Here is a 25,750-nt window from a genome sequence, read left to right as displayed (position 1 = left end):
TTAATTTTTTCCATTGGCTGCTATTATTTTATTAATACGCAATCTATAATCAGGCCTTTTCTTATTCTTCAAATCAATAAACGTTTCTGAATTTTGAGTTTTTGAATAGACATTATAAAAAGATCTGTTACCATACCAATTTTCTAAGTCTTCATTATTAGAGTTATACTCTTTAAATATGTTTCCATTACAATTGTTGAAAAACATGTCAACAAATTTAATTTTTTCTAAATTTTCTTGATTTATAATTATTTTATCATCTAATATTACTGCTGGATTAAATCCAGAAATAACACTCTTATTAATATCAAGTGAAGCATTTTCACCAATAAAAACAGCTTCTTTAATCAACCCTAATCCTATATGAGCATTTAAATCATCACTTAGATTTAACATTGTCATATTTTTAGCAATTACTGTTGTTCCTGCTTTTGTGAAATCAACTTCTTCTTTTTTATCGTATGAAGTAATTTCTAAACATCTTGCTCCAGCACTACTGGTTGAATATGGAGATCGGATTGCTAATGAATTATCTAATCTAGATTGTGTTCCTAAATTAAATTTAAAGTCATTACTATTAGATCTATAAGAAACCGCTTTAAGTAAATTCACCTCTCCGCCTATTACCTCAAAAGAATCTCCAGCGCAATAACTTACCATTATATTTTCCAATACAGTTTCACTACCTACACTGGCTAATAATAGACCATCAAAATTTGCTCCTCCTCTTCTTCTCTTTCCTGCATATTCAATTCTAACATATTTTAATACCCCAGAATTACTTTTAATATTATTACCACCGTAATTTGTATGTCCATAAGATGATTGGTCAAGATTCGCATACATAGATGCAACAGAACCATTTCCAAATTTATTAGTTGGGGCATCACCTAATAAAATAATGCCTCCCCAATCACCAGCTTTTTTAACACTTCTATTAGAAGTAAACACTATAGGGTCGGTTTCTAAACCTTCAGCTATTATAGTTGCTCCTTTGGCAATAGTTAGAGATGCTTTTGATTCCCAATCACCAATGATTACGGTTCCTGGTTCTATAGTTAGTGTAGTACTATCTGTAACAAAAACATTACCCATTAATAGATATGTATCTTTTTTATATAGTTTAGTATCTTTAGATATGTTTCCTGTAAGAATCTGACTAGGCTCTCCATAGTCAGCACTTTTAGGATAAAAATCGGTCCAATTATTTAACCAATTATCTGTACCAATTATTCCTTTTTCTTGCTGCGCCGATGCACTTCCAACCAGTAAAAGGAACATCATTATTTGTATAATTTTTTTCATAGCTGTTATTATTAACACTTGTTAAGTTCAGTATTCAAATTTACAATTATTTACAATTTAATTCCATAAAAAGCGAATAAATTCGATGAAATGCATAATTATGTAGGTTTTTACTTATTAATTTATTCGATGTAATGCACCTGTTTATTTCTTCCACTCTTATCTAAATAAAAAATCTTATATAACGAAAGTCTAAAACTTTATAAATGAAAAAAATTTGTGTTTATAAAGTTTTAAACTTTTAGAAAATCTGTAATGTTATAATGGTTTTTGTTATTCTATATTTTGCACAAATTGTTTTGTGCCATAAAATAAATTATAGAATAATAAGGAATAAGGTTTAATTATTATTATACCTTATTTATATAATATATATGGTTAATGAAAATCTTTTAATTATTTGTAAATCATCATCATCAGGTCAGACGATACAAATAATATAAATAAATTCTTAATTAATGAAATTCACTGTATTGATGCAGCGATTTCATTGTATCTTCATAAAAGATAATGGCAGCAATCAAATTACTTTTATCTGAATAGGGCAACATGGTTCGCTGGAAATTCAGAGTCGTTTCAAGAAAAGCATCTGAAGCTTCAAACTCATCATTCAAAGTTTCTCTATTATCTTTTGTATTTGGGATACCTAAAGTAGACATTGTTACACCTGGCTTGGTTGCAAATGCTATATAAGGTAATGTTTTTACAAGAAGTTTTATTCGCTCTATATAAAGCTCTAATAATTGACCTTTTTGCATACGGTCTAATTCTTCTTTATCGTGGTATTTCTTTATACCAACTTTTTCGCTAATAATACTTTTAGGTGTATCCTTTTTTTGGGCAAAGGTGGCACCTGTTATTAAAAATAAACTAAGACTAAAAAATATAATTTTCATTTTCATATTACAAAATTTTCTTGATTATGAATAGCAAAACTATGCAATTAATCTTAAAAAACAACATTTTAACCGATTTTTTTGCATTTTGTCCTAAATTTTGTAAAATTTTATAGTATAACAGTGAGTTACAATTAGATAAAAATAGTATAAAAATGTAAAGTTTTTGTTTTTAAATGCTACATGTTACTCATTCTTACTCACTAATCTAAGGTAATTTATTAATCATTATCAAATGAGGCGGGTTAAAATATTGATAATCACTTTACAAAAAGCATATAAATATCCCGACAGCATAACATACTGGACTAAGAAAAAACATCTCACCAAGTAATTTCAGAAATAAAGAAATTTAAACCTATAACCTAAACAAATATTATTATAGCATTACCATTCGGCAAAACTTCCATCTTTGCGTCTCCAAATCGGATTAGACCAATCGTGTCCCACTTTTTGTGCTTCTTTTAACTTATCTTCATCTATATCTACACCCAAACCTGGTTTTTTAAACAGTTCTATATAACCATCTTTAATATCAAATAGCTCTGGGTTAGTCATGTAATCTAAGATATCATAACCTTGATTATAGTGTATACCTATACTACTTTCTTGAATGATTGCATTTGCAGATACAAAGTCTACATGTAAGCAAGATGCCAAAGCAACTGGACCAAGAGGGCAATGAGGTGCCAAAGTAATATCATAAGCTTCTGCCATAGCAGCAATACGTCTTACTTCCGAAATACCACCCGCATGACTTAAATCTGGTTGAATAATATCTACAACACCTTGGTGTAATATGTCCTTGAAATCCCATCTTGAAAACATACGTTCACCTGTAGCTATAGGTATGCTAGTATAGCCATATATATGTTTTAAAGCATCATTATTTTCTGTTAAAACTGGCTCTTCAATAAACATCGGTTCATATGGAACCAGTTCATCTATCAATCGCTTTACCATGGGTTTATGGATTCTCCCATGAAAATCTAACCCTATATCTAAATCGTACCCAAACTCCTCTCTTAATAGTTTTATATTATTAGCTACCGTTTTAACGTCTTTTATAGAAGACACCCAATCCATGGCCCCTGTGCAATTCATTTTTACAGCTTTAAAACCAGCTTTCACCTTTTCATGTGCTTGTTCTAAGACTACATCCGGGTTATCTCCACCAATCCAACAATACATTTTCATTCTATCACGAACTGCCCCACCTAAAAGTTCATAAACAGGTACATTTAAATGTTTTCCTTTTATATCCCATAAAGCTTGATCGATTCCTGAAATAGCACTCATTAAAATTGCGCCGCCTCTATAAAATCCACCACGGTATAAAACCTGCCATATATCTTCTATTTCATTTGCATTACGACCAATTACAAATTTTTCTAACTCTTTTACACAAGCAGCTACTGAATCTGCTTTTCCTTCAACAACAGGTTCTCCCCAACCTACAATACCTGACTGGGTAGTTATCTTAAGAAATAACCAACGCGGTGGTACTTTGAATAATTCAATCTTAACAATTTTTAAATCGTTCATTTAATTTTATTTTATGTTATTTATGATATACACCACGCTTAACTTTATCAACACGGCATATTGTATGTTTCAATAGATGTTGTCTTAATTGCAGCAGAAAGATTCACATTCTCTCGTAATATTACTTTTTAAAGTCAATATAAAAATTTTAAGTTAGTCCTTGTCACTTTCCCCACATAAACTTAATTATCAAAAATCGAGTATTAAAAACTATTATAAGTTTCTTAGGGTTATATTTTTGTAGTTATAAGTAAATAAATGTTTCTTAACGTTTATTATGAAAATAACATCAACCTATTTATGCCTTTCCAAAATTGAACATTATCGAATTCCAATACGTGTTCATTTTGATTATCCTTAAAATATTTTTTACTGAGGGAAACAAACAAATGACTCTAAAACACTTTGTCTTAATAAAACATTTAGATTTTTACACAAGTTAATTAAATCTTAATTTATTAAAACATTTATGAAGACAGTAATGATATTAGGGGGTACCAAAGGCGTTGGTAAGGAGATACTTAAATCTTGTTTAAAAAAAGGTTACAATGTTTCTTTTTGTGGTCGAAACCTTGAGGAAGGCAATGAACTCATCCAATCTTTGCAAGCGGAAGATAAACTCTATTTTCATAAGATTGATTTAAATACCACCAATGAGCTTGAAAATTTTGTTATTCAAACTAAAAAAAGATTTGAAAGGATAGACGCTCTAGTTTTGTATGCTGGAATAACTCCTGTAGCTTCTATAATTGAAACCAAGGAAGATGTTTATGATAGTGTTTTCAATGTTAATCTAAAATCACCTTATTTTTTAATCAAACATGTTTTAAAATCTATGATGGAATTCAAAACAGGTTCTATTATATTTTTTGGTTCTGCTCACATGGATTATGGTATGAAAGACAGAACGGCATATGCGCTTACTAAAAGTACGCTTTACACTTTCTCTAGTCATCTTGCTCATCATTATGCTGAATATGGCATTCGATCGAATTACGTGGTAATGGGGTGGACAACTACAGAAGGAGAATTAGAATTAAGAGATGAAGAAGGCATAAGTGAAGAAGAATTAAAACGTCAAGCTGCTCATGATATTCCAATGGGACGTATGCTAACCCCTACTGACCCTGTACCAGCTGTAATGCATTTAATCTCTGACGAATCTGCAATGACAACTGGCTCTTTAATTAGAATTACTGGTGGTCAATATATATAACTAACTTTATTTTTATGATTCCATCTTTAGTTTTTCATTCTGACTCAGAACTTTTAGAAGGCCCTGTTTTTGACGAAAAAAACAATGACCTTTATTTTGTATCCATTTTTGATTGTTTGGTATATTATTATAACCCTGCAACTAAAGAGATTCTAAGTATAAAATTAGATTCTCCTGTTAGCTGTGTGTTTTTATTAGAAAAAAAAGTAATCTTAGTGTCGTCTAAAAATGGCTTTTTCGAAATAGACTTCAACACATTACAAAAGAAATTTGTTTTTCAAATTGATATAGATAATGCTGTAAGATATAATGATGGCATCAAAGATCCCATTGGAAGGATTATTATAGGAACCATGGGATACCCTGAAGTTAAAGAGAAAATAGGACACGTTTTTTCATATCATAAAGGTGAGTATAAAACCATTATTAACAATACCACTATTTCTAATGGTTTAGCCTTTTCACTGGATAATAAATTTCTTTACTTTATTGATACACCAACAAAAAAAGTAGCAAAGTATTCTTATGATATAGAAACTGGCGAGGTGGAATTTATATCAAACGTCATAGAGTTTAAGGGAGCAAGTAGTCCTGACGGCATGTGCATTGATAAAAATGGTATGCTATGGATTGCTGAATGGGGAGGCGGATGCATCTCTAAGTGGAATCCGTTAAACGGAGAAAAAATAGAGGACATAAAATTACCATGCACAAATGTCACGTCGTGTTGTTTTGATAATGATTCTAACTTATATATAACAACTGCCAAGGATGACCTTAATGAGGATATCTACGGAGGCGGGTTGTTTTACGTTAAACTGAATAAAATTTGAATTTATAAACTTTGTTGAAGTTAGCGTAAATGTTCCAATTTTTCAGATTGAAAAATTGGAACATTTTTTTTGAACTGATGTAGGAAAAGGGGGTTTAAAAAACCTAAAGGTAAATTATCCCTTCAACTTCTATTTATGGAGTATCTGGATGAGTACCTATAAATTCAATAAAAGACTCTAATGACTAACAGATACGTTAGGGCAAAAATTTAAACTAGAAATTCTGATTTTTTATACTTTTATTAAACTTATCTTTAAAGATGCTTAAGAGTAACTTAAGATTCTTAATATATTTTGCAAAATTACAATTAAAGAATAAATGAAAATATTAATCGCTGAGGATGAAATAACATTACAAGAATCTATCGTTAAATTTTTAAATAGAGATGCTCACATATGTGAAACTGCTTCTGATTATTATGAAGCGATCTCCAAAGTCTCTATATATGAATACGACCTCATTCTTTTAGATATAAATTTAATAACCGGTAATGGATTGGATTTATTAAAACTAATAAAAAAAGAGGGTAAAAAAATTCCTGTAATTATTATTTCGGCAAATAACTCGCTTGATGACAAAGTAGAAGGATTAGATTTAGGGGCTGATGATTATTTAACGAAGCCTTTTCATCTTACGGAACTAAATTCACGTATTAAAGCTGTGATGCGAAGAGGTAAATATGATGGAGATTCCAATATCTCTTTTAACGAAATAAAAATTAAAACAGAAGCCATGCAAGCTTATGTTAATGAAAAACCAATACAGTTAACTAAAAAAGAGTATGATTTACTGGTTTATTTTATTACTAATAAAAACAGAGTACTTTCAAAAGAAGTTATCGCAGAACATCTATGGGGCGATAATATCGATACTGTTGATAGTTTTGACTTCATCTATGTACACATCAATCATTTACGAAAAAAACTAACAGATGTCGCTGCTAACTATATTAGAACCGTTTATAGAATTGGGTACAAATTTACGGATGAAGACATGTAAATTATGAACCAGAAAAAGAAAATAAAATTACTAAAAAAAACATCCCGAAGTTTTTTGACTTATGGTTTGCTTGCCATGGTCTTGAGCGTTATTGTTTTATATTTTGTTACCAAGTATATTATAGAAGACGAAACCGAAGAAGCTCTAAATTCACAGGCATTTAGAATTGAAAAATTAATTGAAAAAGAAGGGGTTCTTATTAATGTGCATCCAATAATAAACACCCAAGAAGTTAAATATGTAGGGACGCAGAGAATAAAAGACACTATTTTATATGATCCTGCTGAAGAAGAGTTAGAACCTTATATGGAACTAATCACATATAAAAAAATAAATGAAAGGACATATAAAATTTCCGTTAGAACCAAGGTTATGGAGCTATACGATATTTTACAAGCTATTATTTTGTCTTATGTCGTAATTCTTATAACAGTGTTTCTGGCACAATATTATTTAAGTAGAAAAAACACCGCATTAGTTTGGAAGCCTTTTTTTGATAACCTTAAAAAAATAAAGACGTTTTCTATACAATCCAACAAAGCTCTCAATCTGGAAGAAACAGATATAGAAGAATTTTCCGAATTAAATACAGAAATAAAAACCTTAACAAATAAGGTTATTTCAGACTATCAAAATTTAAAACAATTTACAGAAGATGTCTCTCACGAAATCCAAACGCCTTTGGCTAACATTCAAGCTAAGATTGGTAATCTATTTGATGAGAATCAAATTAATGAAAAACAGTACAACCTTTTAATAGAAATATCTAATAATGCCCGCAGGCTAGCAACACTCAATAAAAAATTAATTCTATTAGCTAAAATTGAAAATCAACAATTTAAAACCTCTAATCGGATTAATTTCACCAATATTCTAAAAAATTCTATAGAATCTTTTGAGGGATTAAATAAGGTTCCCATTCTAACAACAGAAATGGAATCTATTGAAATTAATGGTGATTCATATTTAGCAAGAATAATTGCTGATAATTTATTATCAAATGCTATAAAATACACATCTTCTGAAGGAGAGATTATTGTAAAAGTCGTTGCTAATGAATTTATAGTGTCAAACTCTGGAGAAGCGGCTATTAAAAACCCTGAAAAATTATACGATCGATTTTATAAAGAGAACACAACCAAGAAATCTCTTGGTCTTGGGTTAGCTATTGTTAAGAAAATTTGTGATAATTATGATTATACCATTAGCTATACGTTTAGTGATAATCTGCATGTTTTTAAATTAACTTTTAACTAATAATACCCATGCCATTAGAAGCTACTATTTCTTGCCCCTATTGTAACCATAAAATGAACGCAAAAATGTCCGAAACCAGTATTCATTTTATACACGAATGCGGTAATTGCAAAAAAATATTGAGACCGTTAGATGGTAGCTGCTGTATTTTTTGTTCTTATGGTAATACTAAATGTCCTAGTTCTCAAAAGGTCTTAGAAGGATAATCATTTCTACCAATACTTAAACTATAGATCTTCTTAAACTTCTCTTAAGAGTAATTTAAGATTCTGCATCTACTTTGGCGATTCATTAGAAAAACCAGATGCTACCAGTCTTAAAACATACGTGTAATGCTTTCACAACAGTTTGGCTATTAACCATTCTACTTGTTAATTGTTTCTATTCGTTTTCACAAAACAAAACCATAGAAACTGCAGGAGATGTTATACTATTTACCGCTCCTGTTGCTGCAGTTACAACGACTTTGTTATTCAAAGATAAAAAAGGGCGTTGGCAATTCACCAAAGGAGCCATCCTTTCAAGTATTATTACTTATGGTTTAAAGTTATCGATTAACAAATCAAGACCAGACGCGAGCAACGAAAACTCATTTCCTTCGGGTCATACATCTGTTACTTTCCAAGCAGCTTCATTTATTCATAAAAGATACGGCTTTAAAAAAAGTATCCCATTTTATGTTTTGGCTGGATTTACAGCTTTTAGCAGGATAGATGCTAAAAAACATGACCATTGGGACATACTTGTTGGTGCTCTTGTTGGTATTGGCAGTTCTTACCTGTTTACAACACCTTATCAAAAGAAAAAACTCAGTCTTTCTTTTTCAAATAATAACAATAATTACCTCATAGGTTTTAAATATAAATTTTAATGAATCAGCGCAAAAAACTTTTAAAAAGAATAAATGTTTACAAGAGGAAATTCATGCATGCTATTACCAAAAACATTTCTAACACCAAGGTTCCCAATAAAGGCGAGACCATAAATGTAAATGAAATAAAAAACATCCTAATTTGTAGACCAAACCATAGGTTAGGCAATCAACTACTTACTTCGCCTTTGGTAAAGGAAGTTATTTCAACATTTCCAAATTGTAAAGTTGATTTAATTGTAAATGGTGGGCTGTCTCCCATTATTTTTAAAAATTACAATCCTGTAGATAAGATTATCCAATTACCAAAAAGGCCTTTTAAATATCCCCTACACTATTTAAAAGGATGCCTATCTGTAAGAAAAAGAAAATATGATATCGCTATTAATGGAGCAAGCGATTCATCTTCAGGGAAGTTATTTACTCTATTATCCGCTTCAAAACATAAAATAATAGGTAATCCTGATGAAAATAAGCATCTTATACATAACACTGAACATCATATGGCAAAAGAACAAATCTATTTGTTAAGGGAATACCTAACCTTGTTTGGTCATAAAAGCAAAAACGTTATTCCTTCATTAGATATAAAGCTTGATCCTGCAGAAATAAATCATGGAAAAAAAATTGTAGACCAATTAGCTGTTAACAAACAAAATAAAAGTATTAGCATATTTACTTATGCTACGGATAAAAAGTGCTACAGTGAATCCTGGTGGCTCTCTTTTTACGAAAAATTAAAAGCTGAATTTAATGACTATAATATTCTTGAAATTTTACCTGTAGAAAATGTCTCCCAGATTCAATTTAAGGCTTCTTCATTTTATAGTAAGGATATTCGAGAAATAGCGGCTGTAATTGCTAACACAGAAATTTTTATTGGTGCAGATAGCGGTATTATGCATTTAGCATCTGCATCGCAAACCACAACCATTGGATTGTTTTCGGTTTCTAATATAAAGAGATACCATCCTTATAGTAATAATAGTACTGCTGTTAACACAAACATGGAATCAACAGACGATATTATTAAAAAAGTAAAAAACAGTTTAAATCCAATAAAAAAACTAGCAGTTTAAATAGTTTATGAGTTATTATAGTCATACACATTTTTCCCTGGTACTAGTTATTCCTTGTTATAATGAATTTGGAAGACTACAAACAGAGGTATTCCATTCTTTCTTACAGAAGAAGAATAATGTTGCTATTGTTTTTTCTAATGATGGTTCACGCGATAATACACTTGAAATACTTCACAAAATAAAAGCAGGAGCTCCTAACCAAGTTTTTATTAATAACTTAAAAACAAATAGCGGGAAGGCCGCAGCAGTTCGTTCGGGGTTTTTATTTTCGGAAAAACATTTAAGATTTAGTAAAATCGCTTATTTGGATGCGGATTTGTCAACAACTTTAGATGAATGTTTAAAATTAAGTAAACTTATTGACAACAAGGTTTTATTTGTTTTTGGGTCAAGAATATCTAAAATAGATAATATTATTAATAGAAAACTGCTCAGGTTTTTTATTGGACGGCTTATTGCTACGCTAATTTCTATGCAATTAAAACTTTCTATTTACGACTCACAGTGCGGTTGTAAAGTATTTAGAGCAGATTTAGCCAGGCAATTGTTTAAAGAAAGGTTTCTTTCAAAATGGCTATTTGATGTTGAGTTATTTCATCGTTTAATTCAACTTATAGGCAAAAATAGTATCAAACATACTGTAAAAGAAATCCCTTTAGAATCTTGGATAGACACTAGCAATTCTAAAGTCAAGATATCTTATTTTTTTACACTTTGGTACGACCTTATATTAATCTCAAAAAAGTATAAAACACAAACAAAAACTTCATGGAAGGCAGTTCTTCAAAGCATACTTTAAATAAGCCTATATTTTATTTATTAAGCACATTGGTTTTATTAATAATAAGGGTTTTTATTAATGCTGTGCTTCCTCTAATGGATAAAACTGAGGCTCGATATGCCGAGATTGCCCGAATCATGTCCGAGACCAATAATTGGATAACGCTACAAATTGATTATAACATCCCTTTTTGGGCCAAACCACCCTTATCAACCTGGCTATCTGCTTTTAGTATAAACCTCTTCGGGGTAACAGAATTTGCGGTAAGATTACCTTCTTTAATATTTGCCATTTTAATAATTTTTATGATTGGTAAATACTCTAAGCAACAAGGATTACCTTTCTTCTTACCTGCCTTTATTCTGTTAACCATTCCTGAGTTTTTATTACATGCTGGTGTTGTCTCTACAGACATGTCACTTTGTTTTTGCGTTGTGCTAACCATGCTTTCTTTTTGGGAAAGTAGTAAAACTGAAAAAAGAACTGTTTGGAATTATTTATTCTTCGTAGGGCTAGGATTAGGGTTATTGGCAAAAGGTCCGATTATTATCATTTTAACTTTGCCTCCTCTGTGTCTCTGGCTATTGTTTTTTAAAGACCATATAAAAGTAATAAGAAAAATGCCTTGGCTAATAGGCACACTTATCGTCATTATAATAAGTATCCCCTGGTATTATTTTGCCGAAAAAGCGAGTCCTGGCTTTTGGGACTATTTTATAGTAGGCGAACACTTTAAACGTTTTTTGGATTCTAGTTGGAGCGGTGATAAATATGGTTTTCCAAAATCTCAACCTATAGGCATGATATGGGTATTCCTTATTTTATTTACACTGCCGTGGATGATCTTAGTTATTAAAAAAATATGGACTGCGCGACTTAATCTAAAAACAAACAAATGGTTATTGTTTCTCATGTTATGGCTGTTATGGACCCCTATTTTCTTTACCATTTCCAAAAGTCTAATCCACCCATACATCATGCCTGTTATGATCCCTTTAGCATTGTTGATTGTTTTTTGGTGGAGCTCCATAACATTGCAAAAAACGTATTTAATAACCAGTTTAATAATACCAATAATTGCGGTTATCTTCTTCACAGTCTCTCTTCAGAATAAAAGTCTAGAGTTTTATAGTAAGACCGACAAATATTTGTTGAATGATAAAGCTGATGACAGTATTCCTGTTTATCATTTGCATAAGAAAAGTTATTCTAGCAGATTTTATTCAAATGGGAAAATTAAATTAATGACTTCAAATCAATTCAATGAAGCATTGCAAACAAGAACGCCTTTTTTACTAATTATTTCGCATCGTGATACGCTTTCATTAAAAAAAGAGCAAAAAACCAAGTTAAAAAAAATACAGTCTAATAAATACAAAAGCATCTATTCTTATCAATAAATCATTTTTGTTTTTTAAAAAGGTCATATTTTAACCCAAAAGCAAATCTTCTATCATAGTACTCAGCCTGTGCAGTTCTTGCGGATATTCCCTGATATAATCGAAGTGGTTGATTTGTTATATTATTTACTGCTACATAAATACTTAAATGTTTTTTTAACACATAATTTATGTTAAAGTCTAAAAATAGCTGTTTGTCATAATAAATATCTTCAAAACTATTACCTCCTATATTTTCAATATATCTGTCGGAAAAGTTTAACGCTAATCGGGTGCTTAACATCTTATCATCATAACCCAAAGCTGTATTTAAAGTATGTCTGGCAGTATTGGGAAGGTCTAAATCATCTCGCTCCTCCCCTTTTGAATTTCTTATTCCATTTGCGTTAGAGTCTATATAGGTATAATTAATATTGACATTAAAGTTTTTGGCAAACCCAGGCAAAAAAGAAAGTCGTTTTTGAAAAGCAATTTCTGCACCAAAAAGTGATGCGCTATCACCATTAAGTGGCTTAAACGTTGTAAACCCGCTGGTTCCTGATCCAAATCTATCATCTGTGGTTTCACTTTTAAAAGTATAGATAAAACCTTTGATATTTTTATAAAAAAGCCCTGCAGATATAATGCCAAAAGATTTAAAATAATGTTCTGCCGAAATATCAAAATTCATAGAAGTTGTTGCATCCAACTCTGGATTACCAAGTATAATTTCTTCATCTGCCAATACAATCTCTAATGTTGGAACTAAATCGACATAATTAGGCCTTGCCAAAGTATTAGTCCAGGCAAACTTTATAATGGATTGTTTAGAAAAATTATATTTTAAATGAATTCCAGGCAATATGTTTGTGTATGATTTCTCATTAGTAACCCTATTAAAATCATCTGGATTCTCAATATTATTTGCTTTCGCTTTAATATTTGTATGTTCCAACCTAGCTCCAGCTACCACATGTAGTTTATCTTTTATTTTTTCATTAAGCATCATATAACTGGCAAAGACATTTTCTTTAATCGAATAATGTTGTCTTAAAAACTCCTCTCCTATGGTTTCACCATTAATCAAATTCAAACCACTCAACCACTTTTTATCTGCAAAAAATCCAGATTTATATTTTTCACCAACTAAAAAATCGGGATCTGAATAATTCGTTACAGGAACATCGCCCAAGGTTGGATAGTCGTCTTCAAAATCGAAAAACGTAAAATCATTATTTCTTGCTTTATACTTAAATCTATTTTTTAATCCAAATTTTATAGTACCATCATTAAATCCCAATATACTTGACGGTATTTCAGTATTAACTAAGAAATTAAAGTCTTCTTCTTTATTAAATAATACTTCTTCTACTATTTCTTCAAATTCAAAATTTGATAAATTATTTGCATCATCTAAATCTAATGGTCTTAAAAAAGGAAATCGAGTATTTGAAACATCGTTAAATACACTGTATTCAGATTTATATTCAGCTAATCGCTCGTTAACCTTTTCTGAAGCATCAGCGAATGAAGCTAACCAATCCGTTTTTACATTTTTAAATAAATGAGTCCCTCCTACACTAAAGTTTTGCAATCTTTTAACTTCTAAACGTCCATTTTTGCTTCTGCTACTATTTGCTCCCCCAATGGTTTGCCTGCTAATTTCAACTGGAAAGTTAATAAGGTTGGTTCCGTTTAAAGTAAAATTTTCCTGTGCGATATCAATTGGATCCAATATTTCGCTCTCAAAAACAAACCTATTTTCTCTATCATCTCTCCAATTTAAAAAAGACTTAAAAAATACGGTGTGGTTATTATTAAACATATACTCAAAGTTTGCAGCAAGACTACGGCGAACTCTTTGTAAAAAAAATGTCTGCTCTAATAATGTGTTTGTATATGGAGAAACATCTACTTCTTCTATAATGGCTTCACCCTGCATATTTGTGTTTCCTGTATTATACTCCAAAGTATTGCCCCATTCCGCTTCAATACTATGCGATCCATAATCATTATCATTCACGGTAGCCGAAATCATCCAACCAAACTTTTTATTTTTAGATCGGCTACCTATTAAAAAATTAGTATTCCAGATGCGTTTGTCTGAAATTAAATTAATCCCTGAGCCTAATGTCGTAGAAAGCCTAAACCCATGTGGTGCTGTTCTGGTAATTAAATTTACAGACCCGCCTAATGCATCAGCTTCCATATCGGGTGTAAGTGCTTTAGCTACTTCTATAGACTCAATCATATCTGTAGGAATAACATCTAATTGAACGCTTCTATTATCACCATTTGTAGAAGGCGCCCTACTACCATTAATCGTAACGGAATTTAGCTCGGGGGCGAGCCCTCTTATTATGATGTCCTGTGCTTCTCCCTCTTTTACCTGCATGGTGATTCCAGGAATTCTTTTTAAAGCATCTCCTATATTCGCATCAGGAAATTTACCTGTTTGGTCTATAGATACAACATTAGTGATATTCGCTTTATTCTTTTGTGAATTAATGTCTCTTAAACGATTATCATTTAAATAAACATTTAAAACCACATCGTCTAACAATACACTATTTGTCGTTAATGTAAAAATTTCAATATTTCTATGATGTGCTTCTAGCTTTATTTCTTTTTCTAATGTTTTATAACCCGAATAATAGATTTTTAAGGTATAGTGTCCCTCATTTAAATCTAAAAGAAAAAAGTTTCCTTGAATGTCTGTTGACGTTTGTCTGTTAATACTTTCTATAACGACTATAGCTCCGGAAATGTTAATTCCGTTATCATCAATAACCCGGCCTTGTATCATACTCCCTTGTGCCATGGAAGCCGAACTGATGAACAATAGGATACCTATTAAAATGCTTTTCATTAATATTTATAAGTCTTTAAATATAAACTTTAGCTTAAATTTAATGAAACTTTTATGGTTTTAGATTTACTTAAAAGTAATTTTAGAATTAGTGATTAGATTTAATAAAATTTAATTGTGAAAAATTATATCCCTTTTATTATTCTTAGTTTACTATTTTGTTGCCAAAAACAGCAAGATATACCAGAGCTAGTAAAAAAAGCTTTTGAAACAAAGTTTTCTGAAGCAAAGCATCTAAAATGGACATACGAAAATGGCATATGGGAAGTCAGTTTCTATAAAAATAGCCAAAAATATTCATCAACCTTTGACGAACAGGGACGTTGGCTAGAAACTGAACATGACATTAACAAGAATAATCTACCTTTAATTATTCTGGAAAATTTGCAAACTAGCTATGAAAAATATGAGGTTGATGACGTAGCGTTTGTCGAATCAAATGAACGTGAATTTTACGAAATCGAGTTAGAATTTGAAGGCAAAGACATTGAAGTTCTCTATAACAAAGAAGGCCATGTTGTTAAAGAATATATAAATGAGATTGAAGATTAGCTTAATCTAAATTTAAAAACGAACATTAAAATATAAACCATAGTTTTCTTTACCAAAATCGTCTCTTCCTATTTTTGGTATAAAAGTAATATTTTCATTCTTTTTAAAAGGGTTCCACTTAATAGGCTCAAAATGATATATAAGTTCTGTGACCAAAATTGCAATTCCAGCACCTACCAACACATCAGAAAGATAATGTGCATTATTAAGCATTCTAAAAGAGCCTGTTGTTACAGCAAAGGCATAGCCACTATATGCCAAGATTTTATTAGAATCTTTAAATTCCTGATATAGTACTGAAGCATTTGCAAAAGCAAAAGATGTGTGTCCGGAAGGAAAAGATTCGTATGAAGGGTGTGTTATGGTACTGCCAGGTCGTTCCTTTTTTATGCCTTTTTTTAATTTATAGGTAATAAAATCTGTTATTAAGATAGACATGGTTAAATTTTTGGTTTGATCAAACCAATGATTCTTAGCCTTTATATTAAGAATATCTGCTGCATACAACTCAATAATAGGTACGTAACGCGTATAATCTTCTATTGAGGAATTAAAATTATTACCTGCAAATTTTCTAATGTCCTTTTGCAAGCTTTTTTCAAAAAGACTCTTACTTAATGCTGCTCCACTTATTATAATGCTTGCAGGTAAAATACTTTTTTGCAATAAGCTTTTTTCTTTTTTTAAGTGTTTTTTATCTAATAAAATTATTTGACTGTTTAAAGTAGAAAAAGTAAATACACTTATAACTAAAGTAATTATTCTTATATAACTCATAACATTCGATTTTAAGACGAATGTATATGTGTGTTCTAAGGTTAGCCTTTAGTAATATTGTATCTAATCTTAAATAATTCTAAAGCAATTCTTAATCATAGTCAAGGTTTTAACTTAACGAGAATCATATTTAACGTGAGTTAATAGCTATTGATTTTCAATTAGTTACATTAAAAACACCCCTAAAGTCCCTCAAGGGGACAATTTTACCGAGTGAGATTCCTCCCTCGAGGGAGGATTAAGGAGGGTGTTTTTAAATAAAAAACCTCGCCATCAATAAAAGATAACGAGGTTAAAAAAATTTAGTTGATTATTATAAGCTTACTCTACCACAATTTTTTGTGTAAATCTATCTGTCTGGTTAGATAGTCTTAACACATAGATACCAGGATTCAGGTTATGATTAATGGTTTTATTCCTTAATTCACCTTTCATAACATCACGCCCCATAACATCAAAAATCTCATAGTTAAGTTTGGTGTTTAAATCGTGTGATACATTAATAACATCAATAGTTGGGTTAGGATGTATAGCTATTTTACCACTAAATCCTATTGTAGATGTACTTAAAGTAGCTGTGTCAAAAGCAAATAATTCTCTTCCAACATCTGGATCATCAGTAAGATCTTCCCCTTCAAAATATATTACAGTACCAAGTACAGCTAGATCATCCACTGCATTTATGGTTACCCCATTTGCAGTACCATCAGAAAATAAATATTCAATAGATGTACCATCTGTTCTATACAAACTGTGCGAAGAGCTACCAGGAGTTTCCCCAGCATAATACAAATAACCATCAGGTCCAGGCACAAAGTCTTTAGGATCATGATCTGCTCCTTGCTGACTTAAGTCTGTAAGTGAGCCATCTGAAGGATCGTAAACAAATAATTGGGCACCACTTGTAATGCCTGGGGTAGTTCCTTCATCGTCTCCTTCAAAGAATAATTTACCATTCCATGCATACAAGGAGGTAATCTTAGCAATATCAGTAGTTAGAAAGTTAGAATAAACTATTTGCCCTGTAAGTGCCTCAGTACCACCGGTTTCCCATAATCTACCTTTGGCAGTAGTACCATTACCAGGAGAAAAATAAACTTTAGATCCTAATGTCGTTAAATTTTTAGGACTAGATGCTGCAGTTGGATCATTATCTATATCTTTTATTAAAGTAAACAAATCTGTAGCAGTGTCGTATGCATAAAGCTCACTAACAACACCATTTGGGTCAGTAGCTGTGGTATATGTGCCCGATATTATAAGTTTACTTCCTATCTTACCAATACCATTAGTTACATTAGGTGTAAATTTAGCACTTGTATCAGTGTCTGCATTAGCAACTTCGTTTGCTGTAGTACCATTAAACTCTATCAATCTACTAGCATCAGAAGCATCTTTAGCGTATAGATATGCTATAGAACCATCTACAAAAGCTTGAGATGGCTCATCTTGCGTGTTACCAGAGATTAAATCAATTTCAACAGTTCCAACTTCAGTTCCATCGCTAGTGTACAAATCTCTAGTAGATGTTGAAGCATCAGAATGCTCAAGAGCTGAGAAGTAAAGATTTCCATTCAATTCGAAAAAATTAGTAACACGTGAACTAAAATTCTGTTCAGTGTTAATATCTTTTACCAACTCAGTAGTTGTACCGTTAGTTCTCCATAATTCTATTCCTATTGCAGTAGGAGCATTCGGATTAGTTGTACCTGCATCATTTGCCTGGAAATACACATGCCCCCCAAAAGTAAATAAATTTGCAGGTAATGAATTTGCATCTCCTGCATTAATATCCATTACCAAAGTTCCAGTACCTTGAATTTGTGCACTGAGTGAGAGTGCTAGAGAAAAAATCCCTAAAACGAGTAATTTTTTAATCATGACGTTAATTGTTTAATTAATATTTAGAATAAAATAGCTTTTTACAACTTAATAATAATTGCTATCATATTTTAAGAGCCCTATTTTTTTGTATCCCCTAAAGTTTAATTACATTTTATTTTATAAAAAATCAAAAATGATAGATTTTTATAACTAATTTATCGAATAAATACCCCATTTAACAGTGATTTTATAAGGATTTCCACAATTATAAATATCTTTACTATAGTACATTTAAGAAAATTTAACAAACAGATTCCTTTAATTTTTGGTTATGTTTGTCAACTTTCTAACCGTATTAAAAATAGTTTTTATTTAAAAAGATTGTTTTTAGCTCTAAAAGATTTTATTTAATGACTCTCAAAAAACTCGACCCGTTTTGGCAACTTATAAAGAATAGAGACAGAAGGGTATTTGGAGAATTCTACGAGCTATACTACCCTTTGTTATTGGCACGTTCACTAAAATTTGTCAGCGATCAGGAAACCTGCAAAGAAATTGTACAGGATACATTTACCATATTTTGGAAGAAAGCACATACCATTACCCCCGAAAAGCATTTTATGGAAGCCTACTTATGGCAAATCTTAAGAAGTCTAATTTCTAAATTTTATAGAGGAAAAAAGGAAAAGAAGGTTTATATAGAGGAGTTTGACAGAGCCCATGCTCTAATTACCAAACAGGAAGAATTAACGTTGAAAGGTAATGAGCTTGAAACCAAAATTAATAGTGCCATTGAAGCATTACCCGAAAAAACAAAACAAATTTTTGTGATGTCCAGACTAAGTGGCATGACTTATATCGAAATTTCAAAAGAATTAGATATATCTGTAAAAACAGTAGAATATCATATGTCTAATGCCTTAAAAATATTAAGAGAAAACTTGAAATCGTATTTATATCTATTTTTGGCCTTCTTTAAACGGTTTTGGAATTAAAATAGTGTGTTTTAAATGCCATATGATTGTTAATTAGAATTTAAAGTGCGGTAACTTTTTTAATCTTAAATTAAGGTCAGTTTTATTTATTTTTTTAGAAAAATACTATTAAAACAACCCGTTGTGCATTTTGATCAATTCAGTCGAACTAAGTGTCAGTTCGAGTGAAATTCTGAAAGAATTTTGTATCGAGAACAGGTTTTGAAATAATTAAAAAATTGATTATCAATGCTTAATGTATCTAGCTCACTTTAAATACAGCCTTTTTCATTTAGTTGCATTACAATGTAAAGGATTTATATAGCTAAAATATTATTATAAAATTCAAAAAAAATATTAGGGTATTATAAAAAAATAGTCTCGTTTAGTTTAGTTGTGTACTTGTTTAAAGGGTTTCAAAATCAAGAAATGTACAAGCAATAATGTATATCACTCAATTTACTGTAATTAATCATATTTATTGTAAAAATAAATTATAAAGCAATGGCATGAAATACCTGTAAAAACCTAATTATCAAGTAGTTTTAATCAAAACAAGTATAATGCTAGTAAAAAAATAAATTTATTATGAAAAAAATTACCCTAGTATTATTTTTAATGAGTTCCAGTTTGGCGTTAGCCCAAATAACTTTTGACTGGGAAGCCAATAACACTTCTGATGTTAATGGTAATATTACACATGCAAATGGTGATTTTAATGTTACCGCTTCTAAAAATTTGACTAATGATTTTATAGTTCAATTTGGAGGAAACACAGGAGGTACATCAGGCAACGTTCTCTTTTCTAATGATGGCATTGATGTAGCCACATTTACGTTTAATGATGCTCTTAATGTTGATACCTTTAGAGTTGTTAACGTTTCTGGTTCTTCAAGTAATTTTGAATTAACCTTTAGCCCCTCTGATGGTGCAGGTAATATGGATGTAGTCATTACATATGCTCAAAATGAAAGCAAAGTTGTTAACCTAAATTGGTCTAGGGTAACGTCATTTACCGTTACAGCTGTTGAAGTTGGTGGCGGTAGCAGTCGTCCAGTACTCTTATTTGATGACTTAAACGTGACGCTTCCTCCTACAACTACCACTTTTGATTGGGAAGAAAATGCTGGTTATCCCTCAGGAGATATTTATTCAATAGAACATTCTAAAAATGGGATTACTGTAACAGCTAAGAATATTGGTGATGCAAATTTTGTTGTAGTGGAAGATTTCAGTTCGTTTAATGTTGGATTAACGGGTAATGTTTTTTATACAACTGACGGGGTATCACTGCAAGGATGTACATTTACATTTAGTCAACCTGTTAATATTGTTAGTATGCTAACGAGAAATGCTATTATTGCGCCCATAGGTACTTTTCGACTTACCTACAGCACAACCGACGGTGTTGGGAATAATGATGTTACACTTAATTATCCTGAAAATACTACACAGCCTGTTAATTTCAATTGGACAGGTGTTACTTCTTTTTTAGTAACTTTTGTTAACGTTAATGCTCCCAACCAAAGACCAAAAATAGCTTTTGATGACTTGATAGTTACTACAGGCACATTGTCTACAGAAAAAAACACTTTAACAGACACAAAGCTTTACCCTAACCCGGTAAATGATATCTTAAACATTTCTAGTGTTACAACTATAGATCATGTAAGTGTTTATAATATGTTGGGTAAAGAGGTGGTGCGTACAAAATATTCTAGCGTTGATGTAAGCGGTTTATCAAGTGGTGTTTATATTGTAAAAATTAATTCAGATAACAAAGTACTTACTAAGCGTATTATTAAGCAATAATTTGGCTCTTACTTTTAGTGAAATAAAAATTAAAAAATTATTAGGGTGCAAATTAAAAAAGGACTCTTTTATACTATATTGAATGAAAATTATGCAATTTATTAAAATCTTAAGAAAAGAAATTCATGTCTCAAAATAATAAGAACAATAGAAGTGAAGCCAATAAGGCTGAAGCTATATATAACCAGATAAGGCATTTATCGCCAGATGTAGTTGTAGATATAGAACATGAAAAGCGGAAATTCTTCTTAAGGATAGATAAGAAAAGATTTAAACCGTTTTATAGATACATAGCTGCTGCGGTTATAATAGGTTTATTAGTTGGAGGCTACCTTTTTAAAACAACTATTTTTAATACCCCAGAAACACAGGTTAAGCCAGTTATAGTAAATAATACTATTGAAATTGGTACAGATAAAGCAGTACTAACTTTAGCTAATGGCTCTGATGTGGTTTTAGAAGAAGGAAAAGCATTTCAAACACAGTATGCTTCTAGTGAAGGGAAAGATATTGCCTATAAAGAATCTTCGGTTACAGAAATTGCCTATAATTATTTAACAATCCCAAGAGGTGGAAAATACAACGTTACATTGGCTGATGGCACTATCGTTTGGTTAAATTCTGATTCAAAGCTTAAATATCCTGTAGCATTCTTAGAAGGACAACCAAGAGAAGTAGAATTGCTTTATGGTGAAGCCTATTTTGATGTCTCTTCTAGTATTGAAAACAAAGGTGCATCATTTAAGGTATTAACCCAATCCCAGGAGGTGGAAGTATTAGGTACAGAATTTAATATTAAAGCCTACAAGGAAGACCCTCATATTCTTACTACGCTGGTAGAAGGAGAGGTAACTGTTGACAACCATGCCACAAAAAAGATATTACTGCCAAATCAACAATCTAATCTTAACCTGAGTTCTAATACCCTTTTTGTTCAAGATGTTGACCCTTACAACAGCATAGCATGGAAAGATGGTGTGTTCAGTTTTGATAACGAATCATTAAATGATATTATAATAACCTTGTCTCGATGGTATGACGTAGATATTGTCCTTGAAAACAAAAACCTTGGAAGCCATGAGTATGTTGGTGTGTTTTCAAGAGATCAGAGTATTGAGGATATATTATCTACACTTCATAACGTAGGTGTTATTAATACATTTAGTATAAACTATAAAACAGTCACCTTAAAATAAATAATATAAAGATCATTAACATACAAAACCTCTCTATTTATATCAACATTTCACTCTTGGACTCAAATTAAACTGAGTTTGTAAAAAAGAGGAAAGTAGTTTTCAAACTTGTGCGGGTTATTCGACTACATTTCCTCCTTAAAACAAAACATGTCATTTAATTAGATTATTACTAATAACTAACAAATAACTTTCAAATTTATGAAAATTAAATTTACCAATAGTTCTATTTGGCTTAATTCAACATTTGCAAAATTTCTTATGAAAATATATATTTTTCTACTTTGTGCTACAGTTTTTGGTTTGGCTCCAATGAAGACTTTATCTCAAGAAAAGGTTGTCATTAGTTCAGAAATGACGGTTACTGTAGACGAAGTTTTTTCCCTCATAAGAAAGCAAACGGATTTTAAGTTTATTTACAAAAAAGGACTATTTAAGGACACTCCAAAAATAAACCTGAAAAAGGGTAAAATAAAGGTGACTTCGCTTCTTAATAACAGCCTTAAAGGAAATAAGAATATCGATGTAATTGTTACAAGTAATAATACGATATTAATAAAAGAACGAAAAAAGAATAATCAACAAGGTCAAAAAATAACGGGTAAAGTAACTGATCAATCTGGTGTATCTATTGCAGGAGTAACAGTATTTGTTAAGGGAACAAATAAAGGTGCTGTTAGTGATTTTGATGGTAAGTACACTATTGTTGTTCCGGATTCCCAAAATATTTTAGTGTTTTCTTATTTGGGCTTTAAAAAACAAGAAATTCTTGTTGGAAGCCAAACGGTTATTGATGTTGTTATGATAGAAGACATTAGCACATTAAATGAAGTTGTTGTTAATGCTGGATACTACTCTGTAAAGGAAAGAGAAAAAACAGGGAGTATTTCGAAAATTGAAGCTAAAGACATTGACAAACAGCCCACTAACAACATTATTGTTTCTTTACAAGGACTGGCACCTGGAGTAGATATTTCTCAAAGCAGCGGCCTTAACGATGGAGGTGTAAATATTGTTATTAGAGGTGTAAATTCAATTAATAGATTAGGTAACCAATCTTCACCCGGAACCTCTCCTCCATTGTTTATAGTTGATGGTGTACCGTTTGACGGAGAATCCTTATCTAACATAAATGTTAACTTTGAAAGATTTGGAAATGTAAGTCCACTAAATTCCATAAATCCAGCAGATATTGCAAGTATAGAAATATTAAAGGATGCTGATGCAACTGCTATTTATGGTTCCAGAGGTGCCAATGGCGTTGTATTAATTACCACAAAACAAGCAAAAGCAGGCAAAACGCAATTTCGTGTCAATTCTAGTGTTACATTTAGTAGAATATCTTTATTTAAAGATTTATTAAATACTGAACAGTATTTAGAGATGCGAAGAGAAATCTTTTCTAATTCTAATTTAGCCCCTACAGACCCTAACGTTCCTAATGGTCTTAGAACTTTTGATATTGATGGTACATGGGACCAAAATAGGTATACCGATTGGCAAAAAGTATTAGTAGGAGGTACAGCAATAAGACAAAACTCTCAACTTAGTGTGTCAGGAGGTAGTGAGCAAACAAAGTTTTTAATCAGTGGAACTTACTTAAATGAAACCACGGTATTTCCTTCAGATAAAGGCTATACCCGATTAGCATTACAAAGTAATATTAACCACCAATCTAAAGACAAACGTTTTTCAATAAACCTCACTGCAAATTTTAATGTAAATGATAACGATATCCCTGGAAATAATTTTTACATCCAATCGTTACGATTAGCACCTAATGCCCCTGCGTTGTATGATGATGAAGGGAATTTAAACTGGGAACCCGATGAAAACGGTTTAAATACCTGGAATAACCCCTTAGCACAACTTAACGAAATATACAATAGCATTACCACCACCACATTAATTAATGCCAATATTTCATATAAACTTACGAATAACTTAAAGCTGTCATCACGTTTTGGATACACTGATCTTATATTTGATGAATACAGGGCTGAACCTTTTACCAAACTTAGATTCCCTGATTTATTTCCTAGCTCTGTACAGTCAGAATTTTATATAAATAATTCCAGACGAAAGTCCTGGATTGTTGAACCACAAATAAATTGGGACTTAGTATTTGGCGATTTAGACTTGAAATTTTTGGTTGGAGGCACCTTACAAAAAAGAACGACTGATAGTTTTGCTGAACTAAGAGAAGGGTTTCCTTCTGATGATTTAATATTTAGCAGATTAGCGGCTGCAACATTAACACCCTTAAATCAAGTAGAAGAAGAATATAAATTTAATTCTGTTTTTGGACGTATTAATCTTAATTATCAAGGAAAATATATTTTAAACTTTACAGGACGTAGAGATGGTTCCAGTCGCTTTGGTCCAGGAAAACAGTTTGGTAATTTTGGGGCCATTGGAATGGCATGGATATTCTCCAAAGAAAATCTATTGGTGGATAGTAGTGTACTTAGCTTTGGTAAATTAAGGGCTAGTATAGGTGTTACAGGTAGCGACAATATTGGGCAATTACAATTTTTAGACACTTACGAAGCTACAAGCTTTGAATATAATGTATTAGGAGCCATATCGACAACTAAACTTCCTAACCCAAACCTACAATGGGAATCTAATGATAAAGTAGAGTTAGCCTTAGAAACAGGTTTTTTTAACGATAGAATATTTTTAACAACTGCATGGTACAGAAATCGCTCTGGAAATCAGTTAGTCACTGAACCTTTATCTGAAGTTACAGGATTTAGAAACTTTAGGAGAAATTTAGATGCGGTTGTTGAAAATTCAGGTTTCGAAATAGATCTAACAACCAGAAATATTGAAACTAAAGATTTCTCATGGAAAACCATATTTAACTATTCTCGACAACGAAATGAATTGGTTAGTTTTCCAGATATTGAAAACACACCATTTGCTCGTAATTTAGTTGTAGGGGAATCATTAAATGTACAACGAGTATATAATTATCTAGGTGTTAACCCAGATACTGGAGCATATGAATTTACTGATATTGATGGTGATGGTAGAATTAGTAGAAATGATGACAGAGAATTCTTGGTTGATTTAACGCCAGACTTTTTTGGAGGTTTTGGAAACAATTTTAGATACAAAAATTGGCAGCTAAACTTTTTCTTTCAATTTAAAAAACAACTAGGGCGTTCTGTTCAAACTGAAGATCTTAGGCCTTTAGGTGGCATGGAAAATGTTTCTGTGGAATTTTTAAACCGTTGGCAGCAACCAGGAGATATCACAGATTTTCAAAAGTTATGGTTAACAAATCGTGGTGGTATACCAGTAACCGATTTTAGAAATGGAGCTTTTGCATTTAGTTCTAGTAATGCCGCATATACAGATGCTTCTTACATACGTTTAAGAACAGCATCCTTGGCCTATAATTTGCCCAAGAATATATTAAAAGGTATTGATCTTAATATGTATTTACAGGGGCAAAACTTATTTATAATAACTGATTTTGACCATGCCGATCCAGAAACTGGGCTAAGCGCATTTCCTTTATTAAGACAAATAACTTTAGGATTTAACCTTACATTTTAATTAAACACAGTAAT

The 25,750-nt window shown here is 31.2% G+C and carries 20 protein-coding genes; 14 read left to right on the top strand and 6 right to left on the bottom strand.

What is annotated here, in order from left to right; all coding sequences use genetic code 11:
- From Q4Q34_RS16190 to dgoD, 3 genes are all read right to left on the bottom strand, one after another.
- The gene (locus Q4Q34_RS16190) at nucleotides 1-1,305 is read right to left on the bottom strand and encodes a hypothetical protein (protein WP_303315155.1); all 1,305 of its coding nucleotides are present in this window, start codon (nucleotides 1,303-1,305) and stop codon (nucleotides 1-3) included.
- Nucleotides 1,306-1,760: 455 nt separating this feature from the next.
- Complete coding sequence (locus tag Q4Q34_RS16185) at nucleotides 1,761-2,207, bottom strand: hypothetical protein (RefSeq protein WP_303315157.1); 447 nt, start codon at nucleotides 2,205-2,207, stop codon at nucleotides 1,761-1,763.
- Between the two features lie 381 nt (nucleotides 2,208-2,588).
- Complete coding sequence (gene dgoD / locus Q4Q34_RS16180; RefSeq protein WP_303315158.1) at nucleotides 2,589-3,746, bottom strand: galactonate dehydratase; 1,158 nt, start codon at nucleotides 3,744-3,746, stop codon at nucleotides 2,589-2,591.
- A 469-nt stretch (nucleotides 3,747-4,215) separates the two neighbouring features.
- On the opposite strand from dgoD, the gene Q4Q34_RS16175 reads away from it, so the two are divergent.
- From Q4Q34_RS16175 to Q4Q34_RS16135, 9 genes are all read left to right on the top strand, one after another.
- Nucleotides 4,216-4,962 (top strand): SDR family NAD(P)-dependent oxidoreductase, encoded by a 747-nt coding sequence (locus tag Q4Q34_RS16175; RefSeq protein ID WP_303315160.1) that lies wholly within the window; start codon nucleotides 4,216-4,218, stop codon nucleotides 4,960-4,962.
- A gap of 14 nt (nucleotides 4,963-4,976) precedes the next feature.
- Nucleotides 4,977-5,795 carry an SMP-30/gluconolactonase/LRE family protein gene (locus Q4Q34_RS16170; RefSeq protein ID WP_303315161.1) on the top strand — a complete coding sequence of 273 codons (819 nt, stop codon included), beginning with the start codon at nucleotides 4,977-4,979 and terminating at the stop codon, nucleotides 5,793-5,795.
- A gap of 319 nt (nucleotides 5,796-6,114) precedes the next feature.
- Nucleotides 6,115-6,795 carry a response regulator transcription factor gene (locus tag Q4Q34_RS16165; RefSeq protein WP_303315162.1) on the top strand — a complete coding sequence of 227 codons (681 nt, stop codon included), beginning with the start codon at nucleotides 6,115-6,117 and terminating at the stop codon, nucleotides 6,793-6,795.
- Between the two features lie 3 nt (nucleotides 6,796-6,798).
- A complete protein-coding gene (locus tag Q4Q34_RS16160; protein WP_303315163.1) occupies nucleotides 6,799-8,052 on the top strand; it encodes a sensor histidine kinase in 1,254 nt (417 codons plus the stop codon).
- 8 nt (nucleotides 8,053-8,060) lie between these two features.
- The gene (locus Q4Q34_RS16155; protein WP_303315164.1) at nucleotides 8,061-8,258 is read left to right on the top strand and encodes a GDCCVxC domain-containing (seleno)protein; all 198 of its coding nucleotides are present in this window, start codon (nucleotides 8,061-8,063) and stop codon (nucleotides 8,256-8,258) included.
- A 98-nt stretch (nucleotides 8,259-8,356) separates the two neighbouring features.
- The gene (locus tag Q4Q34_RS16150; RefSeq protein ID WP_303315165.1) at nucleotides 8,357-8,923 is read left to right on the top strand and encodes a phosphatase PAP2 family protein; all 567 of its coding nucleotides are present in this window, start codon (nucleotides 8,357-8,359) and stop codon (nucleotides 8,921-8,923) included.
- Nucleotides 8,923-10,002: a glycosyltransferase family 9 protein gene (locus Q4Q34_RS16145; protein WP_303315166.1), complete on the top strand. Its 1,080-nt coding sequence runs from the start codon at nucleotides 8,923-8,925 to the stop codon at nucleotides 10,000-10,002. Before Q4Q34_RS16150 ends, Q4Q34_RS16145 begins: the two co-directional genes overlap by 1 nt.
- Before the next feature lie 7 nt (nucleotides 10,003-10,009).
- Nucleotides 10,010-10,804, top strand: coding sequence for a glycosyltransferase (locus Q4Q34_RS16140; protein ID WP_303315168.1), 795 nt, complete (start codon nucleotides 10,010-10,012; stop codon nucleotides 10,802-10,804).
- Nucleotides 10,774-12,186 (top strand): ArnT family glycosyltransferase, encoded by a 1,413-nt coding sequence (locus tag Q4Q34_RS16135; protein ID WP_303315170.1) that lies wholly within the window; start codon nucleotides 10,774-10,776, stop codon nucleotides 12,184-12,186. The genes Q4Q34_RS16140 and Q4Q34_RS16135 overlap by 31 nt, the downstream gene beginning before the upstream one ends.
- A gap of 1 nt (nucleotide 12,187) precedes the next feature.
- On the opposite strand, the gene Q4Q34_RS16130 is transcribed toward Q4Q34_RS16135, so the two are convergent.
- Complete coding sequence (locus tag Q4Q34_RS16130; RefSeq protein WP_303315172.1) at nucleotides 12,188-15,034, bottom strand: TonB-dependent receptor; 2,847 nt, start codon at nucleotides 15,032-15,034, stop codon at nucleotides 12,188-12,190.
- A 117-nt stretch (nucleotides 15,035-15,151) separates the two neighbouring features.
- On the opposite strand from Q4Q34_RS16130, the gene Q4Q34_RS16125 reads away from it, so the two are divergent.
- The gene (locus Q4Q34_RS16125) at nucleotides 15,152-15,586 is read left to right on the top strand and encodes a PepSY-like domain-containing protein (RefSeq protein WP_303315174.1); all 435 of its coding nucleotides are present in this window, start codon (nucleotides 15,152-15,154) and stop codon (nucleotides 15,584-15,586) included.
- A gap of 12 nt (nucleotides 15,587-15,598) precedes the next feature.
- On the opposite strand, the gene Q4Q34_RS16120 is transcribed toward Q4Q34_RS16125, so the two are convergent.
- Complete coding sequence (locus Q4Q34_RS16120; protein ID WP_303315176.1) at nucleotides 15,599-16,363, bottom strand: phosphatase PAP2 family protein; 765 nt, start codon at nucleotides 16,361-16,363, stop codon at nucleotides 15,599-15,601.
- Between the two features lie 321 nt (nucleotides 16,364-16,684).
- Complete coding sequence (locus Q4Q34_RS16115) at nucleotides 16,685-18,244, bottom strand: T9SS type A sorting domain-containing protein (protein WP_303315178.1); 1,560 nt, start codon at nucleotides 18,242-18,244, stop codon at nucleotides 16,685-16,687.
- A gap of 353 nt (nucleotides 18,245-18,597) precedes the next feature.
- Here Q4Q34_RS16115 and Q4Q34_RS16110 point away from each other — a divergent pair, with 353 nt between their 5' ends.
- From Q4Q34_RS16110 to Q4Q34_RS16095, 4 genes are all read left to right on the top strand, one after another.
- Nucleotides 18,598-19,182: an RNA polymerase sigma factor gene (locus tag Q4Q34_RS16110; protein ID WP_303315179.1), complete on the top strand. Its 585-nt coding sequence runs from the start codon at nucleotides 18,598-18,600 to the stop codon at nucleotides 19,180-19,182.
- A gap of 567 nt (nucleotides 19,183-19,749) precedes the next feature.
- On the top strand, nucleotides 19,750-20,973 hold the full coding sequence (locus Q4Q34_RS16105) for a T9SS type A sorting domain-containing protein (protein WP_303315181.1): 1,224 nt from the start codon (nucleotides 19,750-19,752) through the stop codon (nucleotides 20,971-20,973).
- A 125-nt stretch (nucleotides 20,974-21,098) separates the two neighbouring features.
- Nucleotides 21,099-22,169, top strand: coding sequence for a FecR family protein (locus tag Q4Q34_RS16100; protein ID WP_303315182.1), 1,071 nt, complete (start codon nucleotides 21,099-21,101; stop codon nucleotides 22,167-22,169).
- Between the two features lie 261 nt (nucleotides 22,170-22,430).
- Complete coding sequence (locus Q4Q34_RS16095; RefSeq protein WP_303315184.1) at nucleotides 22,431-25,736, top strand: SusC/RagA family TonB-linked outer membrane protein; 3,306 nt, start codon at nucleotides 22,431-22,433, stop codon at nucleotides 25,734-25,736.
- Nucleotides 25,737-25,750: the final 14 nt, after the last annotated feature.

Source organism: Flavivirga abyssicola, assembly GCF_030540775.2.
Classification (GTDB): Bacteria; Bacteroidota; Bacteroidia; order Flavobacteriales; family Flavobacteriaceae; genus Flavivirga; species Flavivirga abyssicola.
This window is presented reverse-complemented; position numbering and strand designations above follow the sequence as displayed.

Excerpts from the sequence above, each read along its gene's own strand:
- Q4Q34_RS16110 (WP_303315179.1), top strand. The coding sequence starts at position 18,598 with ATGACTCTCAAAAAACTCGACCCGTTTTGGCAACTTATAAAGAATAGA.
- Q4Q34_RS16095 (WP_303315184.1), top strand. The coding sequence starts at position 22,431 with ATGAAAATATATATTTTTCTACTTTGTGCTACAGTTTTTGGTTTGGCT.
- Q4Q34_RS16120 (WP_303315176.1), bottom strand. The coding sequence starts at position 16,363 with ATGAGTTATATAAGAATAATTACTTTAGTTATAAGTGTATTTACTTTT.
- Q4Q34_RS16155 (WP_303315164.1), top strand. The coding sequence starts at position 8,061 with ATGCCATTAGAAGCTACTATTTCTTGCCCCTATTGTAACCATAAAATG.
- Q4Q34_RS16185 (WP_303315157.1), bottom strand. The coding sequence starts at position 2,207 with ATGAAAATGAAAATTATATTTTTTAGTCTTAGTTTATTTTTAATAACA.
- Q4Q34_RS16100 (WP_303315182.1), top strand. The coding sequence starts at position 21,099 with ATGTCTCAAAATAATAAGAACAATAGAAGTGAAGCCAATAAGGCTGAA.
- Q4Q34_RS16160 (WP_303315163.1), top strand. The coding sequence starts at position 6,799 with ATGAACCAGAAAAAGAAAATAAAATTACTAAAAAAAACATCCCGAAGT.
- dgoD (WP_303315158.1), bottom strand. The coding sequence starts at position 3,746 with ATGAACGATTTAAAAATTGTTAAGATTGAATTATTCAAAGTACCACCG.
- Q4Q34_RS16145 (WP_303315166.1), top strand. The coding sequence starts at position 8,923 with ATGAATCAGCGCAAAAAACTTTTAAAAAGAATAAATGTTTACAAGAGG.
- Q4Q34_RS16135 (WP_303315170.1), top strand. The coding sequence starts at position 10,774 with ATGGAAGGCAGTTCTTCAAAGCATACTTTAAATAAGCCTATATTTTAT.
- Q4Q34_RS16150 (WP_303315165.1), top strand. The coding sequence starts at position 8,357 with ATGCTACCAGTCTTAAAACATACGTGTAATGCTTTCACAACAGTTTGG.
- Q4Q34_RS16175 (WP_303315160.1), top strand. The coding sequence starts at position 4,216 with ATGAAGACAGTAATGATATTAGGGGGTACCAAAGGCGTTGGTAAGGAG.
- Q4Q34_RS16190 (WP_303315155.1), bottom strand. The coding sequence starts at position 1,305 with ATGAAAAAAATTATACAAATAATGATGTTCCTTTTACTGGTTGGAAGT.
- Q4Q34_RS16105 (WP_303315181.1), top strand. The coding sequence starts at position 19,750 with ATGAAAAAAATTACCCTAGTATTATTTTTAATGAGTTCCAGTTTGGCG.
- Q4Q34_RS16115 (WP_303315178.1), bottom strand. The coding sequence starts at position 18,244 with ATGATTAAAAAATTACTCGTTTTAGGGATTTTTTCTCTAGCACTCTCA.
- Q4Q34_RS16165 (WP_303315162.1), top strand. The coding sequence starts at position 6,115 with ATGAAAATATTAATCGCTGAGGATGAAATAACATTACAAGAATCTATC.
- Q4Q34_RS16130 (WP_303315172.1), bottom strand. The coding sequence starts at position 15,034 with ATGAAAAGCATTTTAATAGGTATCCTATTGTTCATCAGTTCGGCTTCC.
- Q4Q34_RS16170 (WP_303315161.1), top strand. The coding sequence starts at position 4,977 with ATGATTCCATCTTTAGTTTTTCATTCTGACTCAGAACTTTTAGAAGGC.
- Q4Q34_RS16140 (WP_303315168.1), top strand. The coding sequence starts at position 10,010 with ATGAGTTATTATAGTCATACACATTTTTCCCTGGTACTAGTTATTCCT.